The following is an 18,744-nucleotide window of genomic DNA, read 5'->3' on the forward strand; positions in this document are numbered from 1 at the left end:
GGCGAACACGGCGTCCTGCGCGACCCACGCACCGGCGACCTCCACGTCGTCACCGTCACCCCCGGCAACGAAGCCGACCTCCTCGTCCACGACGCGCACTCCGCCTCCCCCACCACCGCCTTCGCCCTGTCCCGCCTCGCCGACCCCGACACCCTCCACCACACCCCGATCGGCGTCTTCCGCGACATCGAACGTCCCGTCTACGACACCCTCATGGCCGACCAGCTCGACACCGCCGCCCAACAGCACGGCAAGGGCGACCTCACCGCCCTCCTCACCGGCAGCGACACCTGGACCGTCACCGGCTGAGTCCGGCGGTCGCTCACGAGGCCCGGGGGTTCAACGCCCGGGCCTCGTCACAGCCCTGCCGGGCCTCGTCGTACGCCTCCCGGGCCTCGTCGTACGCCTCCCGGGCCGCTTCCACGTCCGCCATGCGCTCCTTGGTCCACTCGGCGAGCGCCCGCACCTGCTCGGCGGCCTCGCGGCCGAGCCCGGTGAGCGAGTAGTCGACGCGCGGCGGGATGACGGGCTTGGCGTCGCGGTGGACCAGCCCGTCGCGCTCCAGCGTCTGGAGCGTCTGGGTCAGCATCTTCTCGCTGACCCCCTTCTCACTCACCCGGCCGACAGCGCGGCGCAACTCGCTGAACCGGTAGGGCCGTTCCAGCAACTCGATCAGGACCAGCACGCCCCAGCGGCTGGTGACGTGCTCCAGGACCAGCCGGTACGGGCACTGCGCCGCGTCCTGAACCGGCCGCGCCCCCGCGGTGGCCGCCGCCCGGTTCGCCCGCGCACTCACACTTACGGTCATGGGGGTACCTTACTTCAAAGTGGGTACTTTCGCTGAGTTAGCGCATCTCCTAGGGTTAGTTCCAGACGCACCCCACAAGGAGATTCCCCTCATGAGCATCGTCGTCACCGGAGCCACCGGACACCTCGGCCGCCTCGTCGTGGAGCAACTGCTGGAGAAGGTCCCCGCCGACCGGATCACCGCGGTCGTCCGCACCCCCGAGAAGGCCGCCGACCTCGCCGGGCGCGGCGTGCGGATCGCGGTCGCCGACTACAACGCGCCCGAGACCTTCGACGGCCTGTTCACGGCGGGCGACAAAGTGCTGCTGGTCTCCGGCAACGAGTTCGACAAGGGCCGTGTCCAGCAGCACCGGGTCGTCATCGAGGCCGCCAAGGCGGCCGGTGTCGCGCTGCTCGCCTACACCAGCGCGCCCGGCAGCCTGAAGGCCGCCCTCGCCGACGACCACCGCGGCACCGAGGAGGCCCTGCTGGCCTCCGGCCTGCCGTACGTACTGCTGCGCAACGGCTGGTACCACGAGAACTACACCGAGAACCTCGCCCCCGTCCTGGAGCACCACGCCGTCGTGCACGCGGCGGGCGCCGGCCGGCTCTCCGCCGCCTCGCGCGCCGACTACGCCGCGGCCGCCGTCGCGGTGCTCACCGGCGAGGGCCACGAGAACAAGACGTACGAACTGGGCGGCGACGAGGCATGGGGCTTCGCGGAGTTCGCCGCCGAGCTGAGCCGGCAGACCGGCCAGGAGATCGTGTACCGGCAGGTCTCCGTGGCGGAGTTCCAGGGCATCCTGACCGGCGCGGGGCTGCCGGAGCCGTTCGCCGCGATCCTCGCCGGCGTCGACGCCTCCATCGAGAAGGGCGAACTGGTGGTCGACAGCGGTGACCTGTCCCGCCTGACCGGCCGCCCGACCACCCCGCTGGCCGAGGCGATCGGCGCCGCCCTCAAGGGCTGAGGCCCGCTGGGGCCCGCCCACTCGGCTCGCTCCCGCCCATCCGCCTGTCATGACCGTATGGCGATACGGGCATGACAGGCGGGAGTGCCCGGCGCTACCTTCTTGCTTGCCGCACCAGGAGGCGGCCAGGCAAGCCACGAAGGGGGAGGGCCCGTGACCGACAAGTCGGGCGGCGAGGGGCGCACAGGACTGCTGAACGGCTTCGCGGCCTACGGGATGTGGGGACTCGTCCCGCTCTTCTGGCCGCTGCTCAAGCCCGCCGGCGCGATGGAGATCCTCGCCCACCGGATGGTGTGGTCCCTGGCGTTCGTCGTGGTCGCGCTCGTCGTCGTACGGCGCTGGGCCTGGGCCGGGGAACTGCTGCGGCAGCCGCGCAGGCTCGCGCTGATCGTGGTCGCCGCCGCGGTGATCACCGTCAACTGGGGCGTCTACATATGGGCGGTGAACAGCGGGCACGTCGTGGAGGCCTCGCTCGGCTACTTCATCAACCCGCTGGTCACCATCGCGATGGGAGTGCTGATCCTCAAGGAACGGCTGCGGCCCGTGCAGTGGGCGGCGGTCGGCACCGGCGCCGCCTCCGTGCTCGTGCTCACCATCGGCTACGGCCAGCCGCCGTGGATCTCCCTCTGCCTCGCCTTCTCCTTCGCCACCTACGGGCTGGTGAAGAAGAAGGTCAACCTCGGCGGCATCGAGTCGCTGGCCGCCGAGACCGCGGTGCAGTTCCTGCCCGCGCTCGCCTATCTGCTCTGGCTGGGCGCGCACGGCGGCGCCACCTTCGCGAGCGAGGGCGCCGGCCACTCCCTCCTGCTCGCCTCCACCGGTGTGGTCACCGCGCTGCCGCTGGTCTGCTTCGGCGCGGCGGCGATCCGCGTGCCGCTGTCCACCCTCGGCCTCCTCCAGTACCTCGCGCCGGTCTTCCAGTTCCTGCTCGGCGTCGTCTACTTCCATGAGTCCATGCCGGCCGAGCGGTGGGCCGGGTTCGCCCTGGTCTGGCTGGCGCTGTCCCTGCTGACCTGGGACGGACTGCGCTCGGCCCGCCGGGCCGCCCAGGTCCGCGCCGGTCTCCGCGCCCCCGGGAGCGTCCTGCCGGACGACCGCTCGGCGGGCGGCGGGACGCCGAGCAGGGTCGTGGCGGGGCAGGCACCGGCGGTGGACTCCGCTCCCGATCCGGCTCACGCTCCCGATGCAGTTCTCGCTTCCGACCCGGCTGCCACTCCCGATCCGGCCCTCGCTCCCGGGGCCGCTCCCGCCCCCGCTCCTGGTTGCGGTCCCGCCGGGGCCGCGCCGTTGGACTCCGGAGCGGTGGAGGCTTAGGACGTCGAGCGAGACGCCGGGGCGTCGGGAGGGGGCGGGGCGTCGGGAGCGGCGGGGCCCAGGTCAGGGGCCGTCCTGTGCGGTTCGGCCGGTACCGCCGGTGCGGGCGCGGTGCGCCCTGACCTTCTCGCGGTTCCCGCAGTGCTCCATCGCGCACCAGCGCCGTCGGCCCGGGCGCGAGGTGTCCACGAAGAGCAGGTAGCAGTCATGGGCGCCGCACTCCCGGACGCGGTCGGCGTACGGACCCGTGAAGAGGTCGATCGCGTCACGGGCGACCGTCGCGAGCAGACGGGCGCCGGTGGCGCCCGGCGCCCAGGCGCGGGTGCCCTCGGGGGTCAGCCGGGAGACGAGCGGCGGGGCCGCAGCGGCCTCGTTGACCACGTCCAGGTGCGCGCGGCGCGGCGGGCGCCCGTGCGCGCGGTCCGCGGTGAGCAGGAACAGGGCGTCACGGACGGCACGGGCGCGCGCCAGTTCGTCGTCGGTGACGGTGAGGCCGAGACCGTCGGCGAGCCGGCTGCGAGCGGCCCAGTCGGCCAGGTCTGCAGGGGCGTGCAGCGTCTCGTGGCGGGCGAAGGGGCCGGGGCCGCCCGTGGCCAGCAGTTCCAGGCACAGCGCGCCCGGGTCGAAGCGGTAGGGCCTGCCGTCGTGCGTGGTCAGGGTCAGTCCGGGAGCCGGTTCCGGCGTTTCCGTTGCCCGCGGGTTCATGTAACCAATATAACTGGTTACATGACCGAGACAGATACGTCCACGGCCCCCACACCCGCGCCGGTGCACTGGAAACTCGTCATCGACGCCACCGACCCGCACGCCCAGGCCGACTTCTGGGCGGGCGCGCTGCACTACGAGACGGAGGACAACAGCGCCTTCGTCGAACGGTTGCTGGAACTCGGCGCGCTGCCGGGCGCGGCCACCGTCGAGTACCACGGCCGCCCGGCCTTCCGGGACCTGATCGCCGTACGGCATCCGGACGACCCGTACGACCCCGAGCGCGGCACCGGGCTCGGGCGCCGGCTGCTCTTCCAGCGGGTGCCCGGGCCGAAGGCCGGCAAGAACCGCCTCCACCTCGACCTGCACCCCGGTGACGGCCGGCGGGCGCAGGAGGTGGAGCGGCTGAAGGCACTCGGCGCGAGCGTCCTGCGGGAGGTGCGGGAGAGCGCCGGACAGTGGGTGGTGATGGCGGACCCGGAGGGCAACGAGTTCTGCGTGCACTGAGCGCCCGACGCGGCCGGCCCGCGTCCGGCACGGAGCCGGGCTGCGGCCGGGCCGGACCGCGGCGGTCCGGCCCGGCCGGCCGCGGCGGTCAGTCGGCCTGGCCGGAGGCCGCCTGCCTGCGGGCCCGCTCGGTGAGGCGGTCCATGCGGGCGCGGGCCGACTCCAGTTGGTCGACGTCCTCGGTGGCCGGGCCGTCCTCGGCGGCCAGCTCGGTCCACAGGCCGAGCAGCTCATCACCGAGGCGCAGGCCCTCCTCGGGATCGCGGACGGCCCGCCAGGCGGTGGCCGCGCTGCGGACGTCACCGTAGGCGCCCTCGGCGTCGCCCGCTCCGAGGTGGATGCGGGCCAGGTCGAGGGAGAGGACGAAGGCGCGCAGCGGGTCACCGGCCAGGTAGGCGATGTACGCGGACAGTTCGCGCACCCGCAGCACTTCTGGGTGGGTCGCGCCGAGGGTGGCGGAGGCCTCCGTGACGGTGCGTTCCGCGAGGGTCGCCGCCTCGTCGATGCGGCCCGCCCGCACGGCCTCGTTGACCTGGGCCAGGGGTTCGGCGAGCAGGACCGCGCCTCCTTCGCCCGCCAGTGTCCTGGGGTCGTCGCCGAGCACGGCCTCGGCCACGGCGTCGAACCCGCGGGCGGGGGCGGGCTTGGGATCAGGATCGAGGTCGACGACGGCCGCGGGATCGATGGCCGGGGTGGGCCGGGAGACGGGGGCGGAGACGGGCAGGGGTGCGGGCTCGGCGGGCAGGGGCGCGGGGTTCGGCGCCGCCGGGCGCAGACCGGCCGCGGCCGGCGGCCCCGCGTCCATCACCGGCGGCGGCCCGAAACTCCCCGTCGGGGCCGCGGCCGTACCGGGCGGGGTGGCCGGGGAGGGTTGCGCCGTCCCGTCGTCGCGGCCGTCGTCCGTGGGGGCAGGCTCGGAGCGCGGCACGAAGGCGGGCGCGGGCGCCGCGGAGGACCGCACCGCGGGCACTGCCTGAGGTGGCTGCGGCGGCTCCACCGGCTCCGGGGACGGCTGCGGCGCCGCCGGACCCCGGGACGGCTGCGGTACCTGTCGCAGTACGTGCGTCACGCTGTCCGGCTGGGGTCCGCCCGGGCCCCGCGGCTCCTCGGGTTTCGGCGGCTGCGCCGCGCGGGCCCCGGGGCTCGGCTGCGGCCCGTGCCCCGGCTCCGGGGGCGTCGTGCGCAGGGGCTGGGCCGTGAACGTGCTGGAACCGTCGCCGTGGACCCGGAGGGGGACGACGTAGCCGATGCGTTCGTCGGTGACCGTGGCGAGGACGGGGCGGCCAGTGGTCAGGGCGATGCGGTGGAGGTGGTTCAGCACCGCCTGCTGGATCTCCTCGCCGGGCGCCGAGTCCACCCGCACGCCACCGACCGAGGCCCAGGCGCTGCCGCCCGCGGTGTCCACGGGCCCGGACGGGGGCACGTGGACGGCGATCGGTGTCGCCGTGGCCGCCGCCGAGCGCACGGCGCGCTTGTGTTCCCGCTTCTTCTCGCGGCTCAGTCGGTACATGGCTCCCTCACTCGGATGCGTGCCATCCGGTCCTGCGCGTACTGTCGAGTCTCCCTGCTCGCCTGCGGTTTCCACGTCACCGCGACGTCACAGACTCGCACCAGGAACCGCTGCCCTGTGATCGGGGTAACGCTGCGAGCGCCAAGATCGTCGTGGTGACCACGGAGGGAACGGGCATGCGAACGGACATGCGGCAGGGACCGGAGATATGGGTCCGCGGGCCGGTGGCCACCGGAGCGGACGCCGGGGCGCCGGCGCCGGCGGGGCCGGTCGCCGCCGGGGCGCTCCCACGGGCGACGCCCAGGCGGTACTCCTGGGTGGCGACGCACGGCGGCGCGGGCACCACCACGCTCGCCGCCGTCTACGGCGGTCACGACTGCGGACGCCATTGGCCCGGGCCGGACGCGCCGCGCTCGGTCCTGCTCGTCGCCCGCACGCACGCGGCCGGGCTGGAAGCCGTCGTCCGGGCGGTCGAGGTGTTCCGCGGCGGCGGGGCGCCGGCCGGCCTCGACCTGGACGCCGTGGTGCTCGTCGCGGACGCGCCGGGACGGCTGCCGCGCCCGCTCGCGCAGCGGGTGGGGCCGATCGAGGCCGTCGTCGACGTCCACCGCGTGCCGTGGATTGCGGCCTGGCGCCTGGGCGACCTGAGCGGCCGGCCGCCGCGCGGGACGGAGCCGCTGGCCCGCCTCACCGGCACGGTATGAGTCCACCACCGGCCGCCGGCGGCCCTACGCGGTGATGTCCTTGGCCGTGAACCGTGCCCAGGCCGCCGAGCCGAACACCCCCACGTACAGCGCCTGCAGCTCCAGGTTCTTGACCAGCCCGTCCCAGTAGACCGGTTCGCGCATGAGGTCGGCGAAGGAGAGCCAGTAGTGCGGGAAGAGGTACGGCTGGACCGCGTGCAGCTGAGGTATCTGGTCGACGATCTGAACGGTGATCAGCAGGCCCACGGTCGTCGCCATGGCGGCGATGCCGCTGTCGGTCAGCGTCGAGACGAACAGGCCGAGCGCGGCGATGCCGGTCAGGGAGACGGCGACGACGACGGCGATCAGCAGGGCGCGGCCCAGCCCATCCGTGAAGGTGATCCGGGTGCCGGAGATCGTCGTCAGGTCGCCGAGCGGGAAGAGCAGCGCGCCCACAGCGAGGGCCGAGAGGGCGACCACTAGGGTGGCGACCAGACAGAAGGCGATGGTCGTGGCGTACTTGGTGAGCAGCAGTCGGGTGCGGCCCGCGGGGGCGACCAGCAGGTAGCGCAGGGTGCCGGCCCCGGCTTCGCCGGCGATCGCGTCGCCCGCGATCACGCCCACCGCCAGCGGCAGGAAGAACGGCAGGGTCGCGGCCAGTGCGGTGAAGACCAGGAACAGTCCGTTGTTGGTGATCTGCGCGATGAAGGCGGGTCCTCCACCGCCGCCTCCCCCGGCCGAGGAGCCGTTGCGCGTCTCGATCCGCACGGCCACCCCGACGAGGACGGGCACGGCGGCCAGCACGCCCAGCAGGGCGAGCGTGCGCCGACGCCGGAAGGTGGCCGTCAGCTCGTTGCGCAGCAGGCCGAGGGTCCACAGGGGGTGCGGGTGCGCTCCGACCGCCCCGCGCACCGGTGGCTCGGTCAGGCCCGCCGCCTCAGTCCGCGACATCGAATCCCTCCCCGGTGAGTGCCACGAACGCGTCCTCCAGCGAGGCGCGTTCGACTCCGAAACCGCGGACACGGACACCTGCCGCCACCAGCGCCGCGTTCACCTCGGCCAGATCGCCGGCCGGTGGCTCGCCGGTCACCCGGTCCTCCGTGACGACCACGTCGCCGATGCCCCGTTCCTTGAGCACCCGGGCCGCCTCCGCCCCGTCGGGCGTGGTGACCACCAGCCGGCCGCGCGCCCCGGCGGCCAGGTCGGCCACCGCGCCCTGCGTGACGAGCCGGCCCTGGGTCATCACCGCCGCGTGCGTGCACACCTGCTCGATCTCGTCGAGGAGGTGGGAGGAGAGGAAGACCGTCGTGCCGTCGGAGGCCAGCTCCCTCACGAGAAAGCGGATCTCCCGCATGCCCTGCGGGTCGAGTCCGTTGGTCGGCTCGTCCAGGACGAGCAGTCTGCGGGGCCGGAGCAGTGCGGCGGCGAGCCCGAGGCGCTGCTTCATCCCCAGGGAGTAGGTCCTGGCCTTCTTGCCTGCGGCCGCCGTCAGGCCGACCCGGTCCAGCGCGGCGGCGGTCCGGGCGCGCCGGGTGCGCGGGTCGGCGGTCGGGTCGGCCGCGTCGTAGCGCAGCAGGTTGTCCCGGCCGGAGAGGAAGCCGTACAGGGCGGGTCCTTCGATCAGCGCGCCGACGTGCGGGAGCACGGTGCGCGCGGACCGGGGCATGGGCTGCCCCAGGACCCGCGCGGTGCCGGACGTGGGCTCGATGAGCCCCATCAGCATCCGGATGGTGGTGGTCTTGCCGGAGCCGTTCGGACCGAGGAAGCCGAAGACGCTGCCCGCCGGAACGGTCAGGTCGAGACCGTCGACGGCGAGCTGGCCGCCGCGGTAGCGCTTGGTGAGGGCGCGGGTGCGGATGACACTGCCGTCACCGTCACTGCCGTCACGGCCTCGCCCGCCGCCGCTCTCACGGGCGCGCCCGCCGTCCGCGTCGTCCATCGGCTCCCCCGCTCCGTCGAGTCTCCGGCGTGCTCACCGCCCGGTGTTCGCCGCCTTCACCAGGGCGTCCTTGGTGACGGCTCCGACGTAGACCTTGCCGTCGTCCGTCATCAGAGCGTTGACCAGGCGGGTGGAGAAGACCGTGCCCTTGCCGAACTTGCCGCTCACGTGGTCGCCGAGCGAGCCCAGGAAGCCGCTCAGGTCACCGCTGCCGGAGTGGCTCGTCGGGAGGCCGCCCTTGCCGCCGGTGTCGAAGGCGGCGATGGAGTTCCAGCCCTTGCCGATGACCTTCACGCCGTCCTTGCCCAGGCCCTTGTCCTGCGAGAAGTCCTTGGGCGGGGTGAAGTCCTGGTGCGGGGCGCCGGGCTTGAGCCCGTGCTCGCCCGCCTTGTCGTCCTTCTCCTCGGTGATCTTCGCGCCCTTGGGCGGGGTGAAGTCGAACGTGGAGGCGGCCGGCGCGGCGAAGCTGACCTGGGTGAAGCCCGCGTCGACCACGGCGGCGCCGCCGCTCGCCGGGGTCAGCGTGAACTTCAGCGGCATCCCGGTCTTGGAGTCCACCGCGATACTGATCGCCCCGACGGTGGTGCCGGAGGCGTGCTTGGGCTCTATGACCAGCTTGTAGGCGTCCCGCCCGGCGACCTGTGCGGTGCCGTCGACGGTGACCGAGGTGGTGTCGTCGACCGACTTCAGGGCCTCGTCGGCGAAGTCCTTGGGCGTGGCGGGGACCTTCCGGTCCTTCCCCTTGGCGCCGTCCTGGGCGGCGGTGCCGTGGTAGACCTCGTTGGACTTGCTGTCGTAGCCCCAGATGTCCTTGCCGTTGTGGATGAGGTTGTACTCGGCGGCGTTCTCGATCAGCGAGAGCTTCTGCCGGTCCGGTCCGTCGGCGGCGACGCGCAGCGTGTGCGTGCCGGAGATCAGCCCGGTCAGCTTGGAGGTGGGATCGGCGGACGATCCGTCGCCGCCGCCCTTGACGGCGCCGGAGGCGAGGCTGCTCTCCAGGCCGCCGAGGTTCGGCAGGCCGAGGTCGGTGGTGATCCTGACCGTGCCGGACAGTCGCTCGACGTCCGACTTGGCGATCTTCTCGATCAGTTGCTGTGCGGTGATCTTCGGCAGGTGAGGGTCGCCGGAGTCGGCGAGTGCCGGGACGAGCCCGATGGTCGCCGCCGCCACCCCCACCACCGCGACCGGGACGACGTAGCGCGCGGCCTTGCGGCGCACCGAGTGCCTGCCGTCGGCCTCCGCGGCGTCCCTGCTGTCGTCGGATTCGTACGGTGCCATGTGTGCCTTACCTCCGTCGTCGGCGGCGGCTGCCCGTGTGCACTTCTCCCACCCCAAGCCGCCATTCTCACCCGAATCGGTGAGGAGTGGTGTGGTCCGTGCTTCCATCTGACCAAATCGGCCGCGCGAAAGCGTCAGACCCCGGAGCCAACTCCGTGTACCTCTGCGGTATGACACACAAGGGCGGAGTCTCCACCACCCCGTAGGGGTCGGGGTGGAGACGCCGCCCTCCGGCCCAGGTGAGCGGGGCCGGGCCGGTGGTGGCCGGTAGCCGGTGGCCCCTGGAGGTCCGGGCCCGGCTAGCCGGCCCGGTGCACGACCGCGTCGCACAGCTGGAGCAGCCCCGCCTTCGCGTCGCACTCGCGCAGCGGCGCCAGTGCGGCCCGCGCCTCCTCCGCGTACCGGACGGTGTCGCGGCGCGCCTGTTCCAGAGCCGGATGCGCGCGCAGCGCCGCCAGCGCCTCGGCGTGCCGCGCGTCGTCGCTCAGGTCGGAGTCGAGCAGTTCACACAGGGCGATGTCCTCGGCCAGCCCCAGCCGCGCCGCGCGCTCGCGCAGCCGCAGCACCGGGAGGGTCGCGACGCCCTCGCGCAGGTCGGTGCCGGGTGTCTTGCCGGACTCGTGGGAGTCGGAAGCGATGTCCAGGACGTCGTCCGCCAGCTGGAAGGCGACGCCGAGCCGCTCCCCGTACTGCGTGAGCACGTCAACGACGGTCTCGTCGGCCCCGGACATCATCGCGCCGAACCGGCACGACACGGCCACCAGGGATCCCGTCTTGCCGCCCAGTACGTCCAGGTAGTGCTCGACGGGGTCCCTGCCGTCCTGCGGGCCCGCCGTCTCCAGGATCTGCCCGGTGACCAGCCGTTCGAACGCCAGGGCCTGCACCCGGACGGCCTCCGGGCCGAGGTCGGCGAGGATCTGCGAGGCCCGGGCGAAGAGGAAGTCGCCGGTGAGCACCGCCACCGAGTTGCCCCAGCGAGTGTTCGCACTGGCCACTCCGCGCCGCACGGCGGCCTCGTCCATGACGTCGTCGTGGTAGAGCGTGGCCAGGTGGGTCAGCTCCACGACGACGGCCGACGGCACGACCCCCGGCGCGTACGGGTCACCGAACTGGGCCGCGAGCATCACGAGCAGCGGACGGAACCGCTTCCCGCCGGCCTTGACGAGGTGCTGAGCGGCCTCCGTGATGAACGGGACCTCGCTCTTGGTGGCTTCGAGCAGCCCTTCCTCGACAGCCGCCAACCCGGCCTGGACATCGGCTTCGAGAGCCTGGTCCCGCACGCTCAGCCCGAACGGCCCGACGACGGTCACGAGGGGTCTCCTGTCTGCTGGTGTCTGCTGGCGTTACACGGTTTGTCGATAGGTCGCTGCCATCACTCAAGTCAGCGTATCCGGTCACGTTTCGATCACCGATAGCGCCCACCGATACAGGCCAGGTGGTATCGGATCACGACCGATATGTTTTCGATCACCACATATGAACAGATATTTATCGACTCCCTCCTCCCTACCCGGCCCCCTCCCTGCTCTCACCCTTCCCCGGAACCCGCCCCCGCCTATACATACGTACGAACAGGGCCACGGCCTCACCAAGCGTGACGACCGTCACCCTTCCACCCTTCGCATCACGTCCCGCACCACACCCTCGTTCCCGATTCCCCCTCCCCTCCGCTTCACCCTCACCACCGCGAGTCCGATTTACCCCTATTGGTATTTCAATTCCTCTTGGCCGTAAATGCTCCTCAGTGGATTATTCCGTGAGTTGAGTCACGCTCGCACCGCCGACCCATCACCCCCCGGACACCCCCCACTCCCCTTCCTCCGCAAGCCAGTTGACCCTTGGCGAATGCAAAGGATCAAGCACCCGAAACACCCCAGAACAAGGTCAACTAGGGCGATGTATGAATCAGGTACTTGTTCGGGACATGTGCTCTCGCATACGTTCCCGGCCAGTCGGGCGGACCGCCGAATCCTGCCACCGCCCGATATCCATCGACCGAACCACTCATGGCAGGAGCGGGGGACCCAGGTAAGTCGCCGGGCCGGAGCGGCGTACGTCGTCCCACGTCGTACGCCGCGCCGGAACGGCTCGGGGTGAAGCCGCGCCCTCCGGGGCGCGGCCGGGCACCTCCCCGCCCGAACCCGACAGCTCACCTCGCAGGCGACGGAGAGGAATCCGCCATGCACGCAAACGGTCACCGCCGTTCCCGCACCGCTCGCCTCGTCCGCACCCTCGCCGTCTCCGGCACGGGTGCCGCCGTCCTCGCCCTGCCCCTGATCGGCGCCGCCAGCGCCTCCGCGGCCACCACCACGACGGCCACGACCACCGCCACGGCGGCGAGCAGCGTCGCCTACCCGAACACCCTGGACGGCTGGATCCGCGAGTCGCTCGCGATCATGGGCCAGAAGGGCATCCCCGGCACGTACAACGGCATCTACCGCAACGTGATGCGCGAGTCGTCCGGCAACCCGATGGCCATCAACAACTGGGACTCCAACGCCGCCGCGGGCATCCCGTCCAAGGGCCTGCTCCAGGTCATCCAGCCGACCTTCAACGCCTACCACGTGGCCGGCACGTCGTTCGACATCTACAACCCGGTCTCCAACATCACGGCCGCCTGCAACTACGCAGCCGCGCGCTACGGCTCCATCGACAACGTCTACAGCGCGTACTGAGCCGACCGAGTCAGGTGAACAGTCGCTCGAGGACGACGGCCACGCCGTCGTCCTCGTTCGACGTGGTGACCTCGTCGGCGACCGCCTTCAGCTCCGGGTGGGCGTCGGCCATCGCCACCCCGCGGGCGGCCCACCGGAACATGGGGATGTCGTTCGGCATGTCCCCGAAGGCGAGGGTGTCCTCGGGCCCCAGCCCCAGACGCCCGGCGGCCAGCGCGAGACCGGTCGCCTTGGTGATGCCGCGGGGCTGCAGTTCCACGGTCCCCGGGCCCGACATGGTGACCGTGGCGAGGGAACCGACCACACCGCGGGCCGCCTCCGCGAGTTCGTCGTCGGACAGGCCGGGATGGCGGAGCAGCACCTTGCTGATGGGCGCGCGCCACAGGTCGTCGCGCCGCCCCACCCGCTGGGCGGGCAGGGTCGGGTGCGGCATGCGGTACCCGGGCTCGATGAGCGTGCGCCCGTCCACCCCGTCCTGGTCGACCGCCGCGTACACCTCGCCCACCTCGGCCTCGATCTTGCCGAGCGCCGTCTCGGCCGTCTCCCGGTCCAGCGTCACCGACCACAGCAGGCGGTCCGCCCCGGCGTCGTAGAGCTGCGCGCCCTGGCCGCAGACCGCGAGCCCCGTGCACCCCAGGTCCTTGAGCAGCGACCGCACCCTCGGTGCCGGCCGGCCGGTCACGACGAGGTGCCGGGCGCCCGCCGCCGCCACCCGCGCGAGCGCGGCGAGGGAACGCTCGGACAGGGTGTCGTCGCCGCGCAGCAGCGTTCCGTCCAGGTCCGTGGCGATGAGGGCGGGGGCGAGGCGAACGGGCATGATCAGAGAATACGGATCATCCGCCACGCGGGTGACGCACGGGAACGGGGCGTCGTGTCCGGTGGGCCGCGCCCATGCGGCGGCGGTGCCGGGTGGTGGGGCCGGGTCGGTGCCGGGTGGTGAGGCCGGGTCGGTGGCGGGTGACGGCCGGGTGGCCGGGTGGCCGCCAACGGGAGCGCGCCTTCTCGGCGAACGCCACGGTGCCGTCGTACGACTGCGGGAAGGTGGCCGTCGGGCTCGGGGTGCCGTGCTCCGCGCACAGTTCGTCCTCCTGCGGGACGGACCCACCCCGTTCGCCCCGCCCGCCCCGTCCGTCTCCAAGGGCACTGAGGCGCAATTGACCGCCCCGGCAAGCCCAATCCAGACATTGCGGACTCTTTGTCCCCTGCCCAAGACGGCACCTCTTCCGTAACGTGTGGCGCGACCACATGACCGTGTGGCCCGGCCGCCGCCTGCGCCCCACGGAACGCACGGCACACGAAAGAGAGGCAGAACCCGATGCCCCCCTTCGAGGTCCCCGAGGGCGACCCCTTCGGTCCACACAACCTTCCCTACGGTGTCTTCTCCCGCGCCGGATCGCAGGAACGGACCGTCGGCGTCCGGCTCGGCGACCACGTCCTCGACGCGGGCGCGGCGGCACTGGCGCTCGGCTCCCCCTACGCCGCCCTGCTGGCGCGGCCCACCCTGAACCCGCTGCTCGCCGCGGGCCGCACCGCCTGGTCGGACGTGCGGCGTGCGCTGACGGCGTGGGTGACCGTGCCCGCCCACCAGGAGACGGTGGCACAGTTCCTGCACCCACTGTCCTCGGTCACGCTCCACCTGCCGTTCGAGGTCGCGGACTACGTCGACTTCTACGCGTCCGAGAACCACGCGCGCAACGTCGGCCAGATCTTCCGCCCCGACGCCGGGGACTCGCTGACCCCCAACTGGAAGCACCTGCCGATCGGTTACCACGGCCGCTCCGGCACGGTGGTCGTGTCGGGCACGGACGTCGTACGCCCCTCGGGACAGCGGAAGGCGCCCACCGACCCCGCCCCCGTCTTCGGGCCCTCCGTCCGGCTGGACATCGAGGCCGAGGTCGGTTTCGTGGTGGGCGTGCCCTCGCGGCTCGGACAGCCGGTGGCCCTGGCGGACTTCCGCGAGCACGTCTTCGGGCTCTGTCTGCTCAACGACTGGTCGGCACGGGACATCCAGGCCTGGGAGTACGTCCCGCTCGGCCCCTTCCTCGGCAAGTCGTTCGCCACGTCGGTGTCGGCGTGGATCACTCCGCTGGACGCCCTGGAGGACGCGCGGCTGGCTCCACCGCACCGCACGCACCGGCTGCTGCCGTACCTGGACGACACCGGGGAGGAGCCCGGCGGCTACGACCTGCGGATCTCCATCGCGATCAACGGCCACGTCGTGTCCGAACCGCCCTTCTCCACCATGTACTGGACGGCCGCCCAGCAACTGGCCCAGATGACCGCCAACGGTGCCTCGCTGCGCACCGGCGACCTGTACGGGTCGGGCACGGTGAGCGGACCGGAGCCCGCCCAGCGCGGCTCGCTCCTGGAACTCACGTGGAACGGCCGTGAACCGCTCGAACTCCCGGACGGCAAGCGTGCGTTCCTGGAGGACGGGGACGTGGTGACGCTGTCGGCGTGGGCCCCGGGTGCGGACGGGACCCGGGTGGGGTTGGGAGAGGTGACGGGGCGGATCGTGGCGGGGTGACGCCGTAGCCGTCATTGCGGATGCCGTGCGGGTCGGTTGCCGCCGGACCATGACTCGTGGGGCCCGTCCCCGTCATACTGGGTAGGCCGCGCGGCGCGCGCACCACACCGGCGCGCGCACCACGCCCGCACGGTCCGCACGGCACCACCGCGAACCACCCGCCGGTACGACCGCGGCCCGGCTCCCGGCACCACCGCATCGCATGCCGCACAGCACGCCCCGCACCACATCCCGCTCCACCGCACCGCACAGCCACATCCCGCTCCACCGCACCACGCACCGCACCGCACAGCCACATCCCGCTCCACCGCACCACGCACCGCACCGCCCATCACGCCCCACCGCACGACCCGACATCCGCCCACCTCCGATCAGGACCGGAGACCGTGGCATGACCGTCTGCCTGCTCCTGCTGAGCGCCGTCGCTCTGACGGCCGCCGTGCCGGTTCCCCGCGCTCTGACCCGGGCGGAGTGGCCCGAGCGGGAACCCGTGGTCGCACTCTGGGTCTGGCAGTGCCTGGTGGCCACCGTCCTGCTGTGCTGCCTGGCCGCCCTGGTGCTGGGCGCGGCGGCCGTCTTCCACACCGTGCGCGACCGGGTGTTCGCCCCCGCACCGCCCGCGGTGACCGCCGCTTACGACCTGTCGGTCGCGCCGGCCTGGGCCGCCGCCCTCACCCTGCTGCTTGCGTGCGGCGCCGCCTGGACCACCGCGATGCTCGGCCGCGAACTGGCCGAGGCCCGCCGCCGCCGTGGTCTGGCCCGCGCGCACCTGCGGGAGCGGGCCCCGGACCTGCCCGCGGGCCTTCCCCTGGCGCGCGGGCCGATGCTGGTGCTGGAGGACGAGTACCCCGACGCCTGGTGGATGCCCGGCCACCCGCCCCAGCTCGTCGTCACCACCGGCGCGCTGCGTCGTCTGACGGGCCACCAGCTCGACGCCGTGCTCGCCCACGAACGCGGGCACGCCCGCGCGCACCACGACTGGCTGCTGCACCTGTCGACGGCGCTGGCGACCGGCTTCCCGCGTGTCCCGCTCTTCGCGCACTTCTGCGACCAGACCCATCGCCTGGTCGAACTGGCCGCCGACGACACCGCGTCCCGCCGCCACGGCCACCTCACCACCGCTCTCGCCCTGATCGAACTCAACCAGCACCGCGGGGTCCTCTCCTGTGCCTCCAGCCACCGTCTGCTCGGTGAGCGGGTGGACCGCCTCCTGGAGCCCCCGCCCCGGCTGGACCGCAGGCGCAGAGCGCTGACCACGACCGTGGCGGCCCTGGTGCCCTTGCTTCCGCTGCTGATCACGTTCGCGCCGGGGCTGACGGCACTGGGCTGACGCGGCGCGCCCGCAGGCCCCGGCCGACAGCGAAGGTTTCCACCAGCATCGGCTCCGCCGCCGACGGCACCCTCGTACGCGCCCCGCGACGCGTCGGCGTCGGCCCGGACGAGGCCATCGACAAGCCGCCGTGCCCGCCCTGGCCAAGGCCCTCCGCGAACCGACCCCGACGGCAACGTCCGCAAGGCCGCGTTCCTGGCGCTGACGCGGCACGCCTCGTCGGCCCCCGCCCGTGCCGCCCTGACCACGGCCACGGCGGACGCGGATGTCAGGGCGTACGCCTCACGCGCGCTGTGACCATGCGGCGTGCGGCCACTCTCGGCCCTCCCGTCCCCTGTGCCCAGCCGTCTATATCCAGTCGTCGTCCGGTTCGGGCTCGGGCTCGGGGCCCGCTTCCGGTTCGGGTCCCGTGCCGGGGACCGTGCCTGGGCGGTCGCCGGCCGGGGCCGCCAGTGACTCCAGGACCCCGACCACGCCCTCCCCGTACGTCGCGAGCTTCTTCTCACCGACCCCGCCGACCGTGCCGAGCTGGGCGACCGAGTCCGGCCAGACCGTGACGATCTCGCGGAGCGTGGCGTCGTGGAAGATGACGTACGCGGGGACGCCCTGCTCGCGGGCCTGCTCGGCGCGCCAGGCGCGCAGGGCCTCGAAGGCGGGCAGCAGGTGCTCGGGCAGCTCGGCCACGGCGGTCTTGCCCTTGCTCCGCCCGGAGGAGGACGAGGCCGACCGCGAGGTGGCCGGCCGCTTCGGTTCCTTGCGCAGCGGCACCTCGCGCTCGGCGCGCAGCACCGCGCCGCTCGCGTCGGTCAGCACCAGCGTGCCGTACTCGCCCTCGACCGCGAGCAGGCCCTGCGCCAGCAACTGCCGTACGACGCCGCGCCATTCTCCCTCGGACAGCTCTGTGCCGATGCCGAAGACGGAGAGCTGGTCGTGGTCGAACTGGATCACCTTGCCGGTGCGCTTGCCCAGCAGGATGTCGATGATCTGCACGGCGCCGAACTTCTGTCCGCGCTCGCGCTGGAGCCGGACGACCGTCGACAGCACCTTCTGGGCGGCGACCGTGCCGTCCCAGGTCTCCGGCGGGGTCAAGCAGGTGTCGCAGTTGCCGCAGCCGGACGGGTCGGGGTCCTGGCCGAAGTAGGCGAGGAGCTGTCCGCGGCGGCAGGTGGCCGTCTCGCACAGGGCGAGCATCGAGTCCAGGTGGGCGGCGGCCCGGCGGCGGAAGGCCTCGTCGCCCTCGCCGGACTGGATCAGCTTGCGCTGCTGGATGACGTCGTTGAGGCCGTAGGCCATCCAGGCCGTGGACGGCAGGCCGTCGCGACCCGCGCGGCCGGTCTCCTGGTAGTAGCCCTCGACGGACTTGGGCAGGTCGAGGTGGGCGACGAACCGGACGTCCGGCTTGTCGATGCCCATGCCGAAGGCGATGGTCGCGACGACGACCAGGCCCTCCTCGCGCAGGAAGCGCGACTGGTGCGCGGCGCGCGTGCCCGCGTCCAGGCCCGCGTGGTACGGCACCGCCTGGATGCCGTTGGCCGACAGGAACTCGGCGGTCTTCTCCACCGAGTTGCGCGAGAGGCAGTACACGATGCCCGCGTCGCCCGCGTGCTCCGCGCGCAGGAAGGCCAGCAGTTGCTTCTTGGGGTCGGCCTTGGGGACGATCCGGTACTGGATGTTGGGCCGGTCGAAGCTGGCCTCGAAGTGCCGGGCGTGCGGCATGTTCAGCCGCGCGGTGATCTCCTGATGCGTGGTGCGGGTGGCGGTCGCCGTGAGCGCGATGCGGGGCACGTCCGGCCAGCGCTCGCCCAGCAGCGACAGGGCCAGGTAGTCGGGGCGGAAGTCGTGGCCCCACTGCGAGACGCAGTGCGCCTCGTCGATGGCGAAGACGGAGATCTTGCCACGCGAGAGCAGGTCGAGCGTGGCGTCCAGGCGCAGCCGCTCCGGCGCCAGGTAGAGCAGGTCCAGCTCGCCGGCCAGGAACTCCGCCTCGACCACCCGCCGCTCGTCGAAGTCCTGCGTGGAGTTGACGAAGCCGGCGCGCACACCGAGGGCGCGCAGGGCGTCCACCTGGTCCTGCATGAGGGCGATCAGCGGCGAGACCACGATGCCCGTACCGGGTCTGACCAGGGCCGGAATCTGGTAGCACAGGGACTTGCCGCCACCGGTGGGCATGAGCACGACCGCGTCGCCGCCGGTCACCACGTGCTCGATGACCGCTTCCTGCTCGCCCCGGAAGGCCTCGTACCCGAAGACCCGGCGCAGCGTGGCCAGCGCCTCGCTGTCCGTCACTGCCATCTCGGTGACACCGCCTGTCCCGTCCATCGTCTCGTCCCCCGTACGTCGTCCCTCGACCACTCCCTCCACGATAGGGGGCGCCGCCGACAACCTCGGAGTTATCCACAGGCCTGCCCCCGGGCGCGCTAGGGCCAAGGTTGCGTCCAGGGAAGTGGTGTACGGGTTCGACCTGATCCGGGGGTTTGCTCCGGCATCGGGATGGTGCCCGCATAGATGAACGGCCACCGGCT

General features: G+C 72.7%; 16 protein-coding genes, 1 pseudogene and 1 riboswitch. Of the genes and pseudogenes, 8 read left to right on the forward strand and 9 right to left on the reverse strand.

Annotated features, from left to right (window positions below):
• Positions 1 to 309: pseudogene (locus tag AB0G56_RS40855) on the forward strand (2-oxoacid:ferredoxin oxidoreductase subunit beta); the annotation flags it as partial.
• Between the two features lie 13 nt (positions 310 to 322).
• Here the strand turns inward: AB0G56_RS40855 and AB0G56_RS40860 are convergent.
• Positions 323 to 808 (reverse strand): helix-turn-helix domain-containing protein, encoded by a 486-nt coding sequence (locus AB0G56_RS40860; RefSeq protein WP_360981028.1) that lies wholly within the window; start codon positions 806 to 808, stop codon positions 323 to 325.
• A 91-nt stretch (positions 809 to 899) separates the two neighbouring features.
• Here AB0G56_RS40860 and AB0G56_RS40865 point away from each other — a divergent pair, with 91 nt between their 5' ends.
• The gene (locus AB0G56_RS40865) at positions 900 to 1,754 is read left to right on the forward strand and encodes an SDR family oxidoreductase (RefSeq protein ID WP_360981031.1); all 855 of its coding nucleotides are present in this window, start codon (positions 900 to 902) and stop codon (positions 1,752 to 1,754) included.
• 153 nt (positions 1,755 to 1,907) lie between these two features.
• Entirely contained in the window at positions 1,908 to 3,068 is a 1,161-nt protein-coding gene (gene rarD / locus AB0G56_RS40870; RefSeq protein WP_360981034.1) for an EamA family transporter RarD, read from the forward strand.
• A 63-nt stretch (positions 3,069 to 3,131) separates the two neighbouring features.
• Here the strand turns inward: rarD and AB0G56_RS40875 are convergent, their stop codons facing one another.
• Entirely contained in the window at positions 3,132 to 3,773 is a 642-nt protein-coding gene (locus AB0G56_RS40875) for a CGNR zinc finger domain-containing protein (RefSeq protein WP_360981037.1), read from the reverse strand.
• 21 nt (positions 3,774 to 3,794) lie between these two features.
• On the opposite strand from AB0G56_RS40875, the gene AB0G56_RS40880 reads away from it, so the two are divergent.
• The gene (locus tag AB0G56_RS40880; protein WP_360981040.1) at positions 3,795 to 4,280 is read left to right on the forward strand and encodes a VOC family protein; all 486 of its coding nucleotides are present in this window, start codon (positions 3,795 to 3,797) and stop codon (positions 4,278 to 4,280) included.
• Between the two features lie 88 nt (positions 4,281 to 4,368).
• Here the strand turns inward: AB0G56_RS40880 and AB0G56_RS40885 are convergent, their stop codons facing one another.
• A complete protein-coding gene (locus AB0G56_RS40885) occupies positions 4,369 to 5,790 on the reverse strand; it encodes a tetratricopeptide repeat protein (protein WP_360981043.1) in 1,422 nt (473 codons plus the stop codon).
• Between the two features lie 176 nt (positions 5,791 to 5,966).
• On the opposite strand from AB0G56_RS40885, the gene AB0G56_RS40890 reads away from it, so the two are divergent.
• Complete coding sequence (locus AB0G56_RS40890) at positions 5,967 to 6,494, forward strand: DUF6668 family protein (RefSeq protein ID WP_360981046.1); 528 nt, start codon at positions 5,967 to 5,969, stop codon at positions 6,492 to 6,494.
• Positions 6,495 to 6,518: 24 nt separating this feature from the next.
• Here the strand turns inward: AB0G56_RS40890 and AB0G56_RS40895 are convergent, their stop codons facing one another.
• The 4 genes from AB0G56_RS40895 to AB0G56_RS40910 form a co-directional block, all read right to left on the reverse strand.
• Complete coding sequence (locus tag AB0G56_RS40895; RefSeq protein WP_360981049.1) at positions 6,519 to 7,424, reverse strand: ABC transporter permease; 906 nt, start codon at positions 7,422 to 7,424, stop codon at positions 6,519 to 6,521.
• The gene (locus AB0G56_RS40900; RefSeq protein WP_360981051.1) at positions 7,411 to 8,412 is read right to left on the reverse strand and encodes an ABC transporter ATP-binding protein; all 1,002 of its coding nucleotides are present in this window, start codon (positions 8,410 to 8,412) and stop codon (positions 7,411 to 7,413) included. The genes AB0G56_RS40895 and AB0G56_RS40900 overlap by 14 nt, the downstream gene beginning before the upstream one ends.
• 33 nt (positions 8,413 to 8,445) lie before the next feature.
• Complete coding sequence (locus AB0G56_RS40905; RefSeq protein WP_360981054.1) at positions 8,446 to 9,690, reverse strand: DUF2092 domain-containing protein; 1,245 nt, start codon at positions 9,688 to 9,690, stop codon at positions 8,446 to 8,448.
• Between the two features lie 299 nt (positions 9,691 to 9,989).
• Positions 9,990 to 11,000: a polyprenyl synthetase family protein gene (locus AB0G56_RS40910; protein WP_360981057.1), complete on the reverse strand. Its 1,011-nt coding sequence runs from the start codon at positions 10,998 to 11,000 to the stop codon at positions 9,990 to 9,992.
• Positions 11,001 to 11,673: 673 nt separating this feature from the next.
• Positions 11,674 to 11,866: riboswitch (cyclic di-AMP (ydaO/yuaA leader) on the forward strand.
• A 4-nt stretch (positions 11,867 to 11,870) separates the two neighbouring features.
• Between AB0G56_RS40910 and AB0G56_RS40915 the strand changes: the two genes are divergently transcribed.
• Positions 11,871 to 12,365 carry a transglycosylase SLT domain-containing protein gene (locus tag AB0G56_RS40915; protein ID WP_360981060.1) on the forward strand — a complete coding sequence of 165 codons (495 nt, stop codon included), beginning with the start codon at positions 11,871 to 11,873 and terminating at the stop codon, positions 12,363 to 12,365.
• 10 nt (positions 12,366 to 12,375) lie between these two features.
• Here AB0G56_RS40915 and AB0G56_RS40920 read toward each other — a convergent pair whose 3' ends face one another.
• Entirely contained in the window at positions 12,376 to 13,182 is an 807-nt protein-coding gene (locus tag AB0G56_RS40920) for an HAD family hydrolase (RefSeq protein WP_360981062.1), read from the reverse strand.
• A 498-nt stretch (positions 13,183 to 13,680) separates the two neighbouring features.
• On the opposite strand from AB0G56_RS40920, the gene fahA reads away from it, so the two are divergent.
• Both fahA and AB0G56_RS40930 read left to right on the forward strand, forming a co-directional pair.
• Entirely contained in the window at positions 13,681 to 14,892 is a 1,212-nt protein-coding gene (fahA, locus tag AB0G56_RS40925) for a fumarylacetoacetase (protein WP_360981065.1), read from the forward strand.
• Positions 14,893 to 15,283: 391 nt separating this feature from the next.
• Positions 15,284 to 16,222 (forward strand): M56 family metallopeptidase, encoded by a 939-nt coding sequence (locus tag AB0G56_RS40930; RefSeq protein ID WP_360981068.1) that lies wholly within the window; start codon positions 15,284 to 15,286, stop codon positions 16,220 to 16,222.
• A 348-nt stretch (positions 16,223 to 16,570) separates the two neighbouring features.
• On the opposite strand, the gene recQ is transcribed toward AB0G56_RS40930, so the two are convergent.
• Positions 16,571 to 18,541 carry a DNA helicase RecQ gene (recQ, locus tag AB0G56_RS40935; RefSeq protein WP_360981071.1) on the reverse strand — a complete coding sequence of 657 codons (1,971 nt, stop codon included), beginning with the start codon at positions 18,539 to 18,541 and terminating at the stop codon, positions 16,571 to 16,573.
• Positions 18,542 to 18,744: the final 203 nt, after the last annotated feature.

Origin of the sequence: Streptomyces sp. NPDC021356, assembly GCF_040641015.1 — a bacterium.
Classification (GTDB): Bacteria; Actinomycetota; Actinomycetes; order Streptomycetales; family Streptomycetaceae; genus Streptomyces.

Coding starts and splice junctions, on each gene's coding strand:
- AB0G56_RS40890 (WP_360981046.1), top strand. CDS start 5,967: ATGCGAACGGACATGCGGCAGGGACCGGAGATATGGGTCCGCGGGCCG.
- AB0G56_RS40895 (WP_360981049.1), bottom strand. CDS start 7,424: ATGTCGCGGACTGAGGCGGCGGGCCTGACCGAGCCACCGGTGCGCGGG.
- AB0G56_RS40875 (WP_360981037.1), bottom strand. CDS start 3,773: ATGAACCCGCGGGCAACGGAAACGCCGGAACCGGCTCCCGGACTGACC.
- AB0G56_RS40930 (WP_360981068.1), top strand. CDS start 15,284: ATGACCGTCTGCCTGCTCCTGCTGAGCGCCGTCGCTCTGACGGCCGCC.
- AB0G56_RS40880 (WP_360981040.1), top strand. CDS start 3,795: ATGACCGAGACAGATACGTCCACGGCCCCCACACCCGCGCCGGTGCAC.
- AB0G56_RS40905 (WP_360981054.1), bottom strand. CDS start 9,690: ATGGCACCGTACGAATCCGACGACAGCAGGGACGCCGCGGAGGCCGAC.
- fahA (WP_360981065.1), top strand. CDS start 13,681: ATGCCCCCCTTCGAGGTCCCCGAGGGCGACCCCTTCGGTCCACACAAC.
- AB0G56_RS40860 (WP_360981028.1), bottom strand. CDS start 808: ATGACCGTAAGTGTGAGTGCGCGGGCGAACCGGGCGGCGGCCACCGCG.
- AB0G56_RS40865 (WP_360981031.1), top strand. CDS start 900: ATGAGCATCGTCGTCACCGGAGCCACCGGACACCTCGGCCGCCTCGTC.
- AB0G56_RS40920 (WP_360981062.1), bottom strand. CDS start 13,182: ATGCCCGTTCGCCTCGCCCCCGCCCTCATCGCCACGGACCTGGACGGA.
- AB0G56_RS40915 (WP_360981060.1), top strand. CDS start 11,871: ATGCACGCAAACGGTCACCGCCGTTCCCGCACCGCTCGCCTCGTCCGC.
- recQ (WP_360981071.1), bottom strand. CDS start 18,541: ATGGACGGGACAGGCGGTGTCACCGAGATGGCAGTGACGGACAGCGAG.
- AB0G56_RS40885 (WP_360981043.1), bottom strand. CDS start 5,790: ATGTACCGACTGAGCCGCGAGAAGAAGCGGGAACACAAGCGCGCCGTG.
- AB0G56_RS40900 (WP_360981051.1), bottom strand. CDS start 8,412: ATGGACGACGCGGACGGCGGGCGCGCCCGTGAGAGCGGCGGCGGGCGA.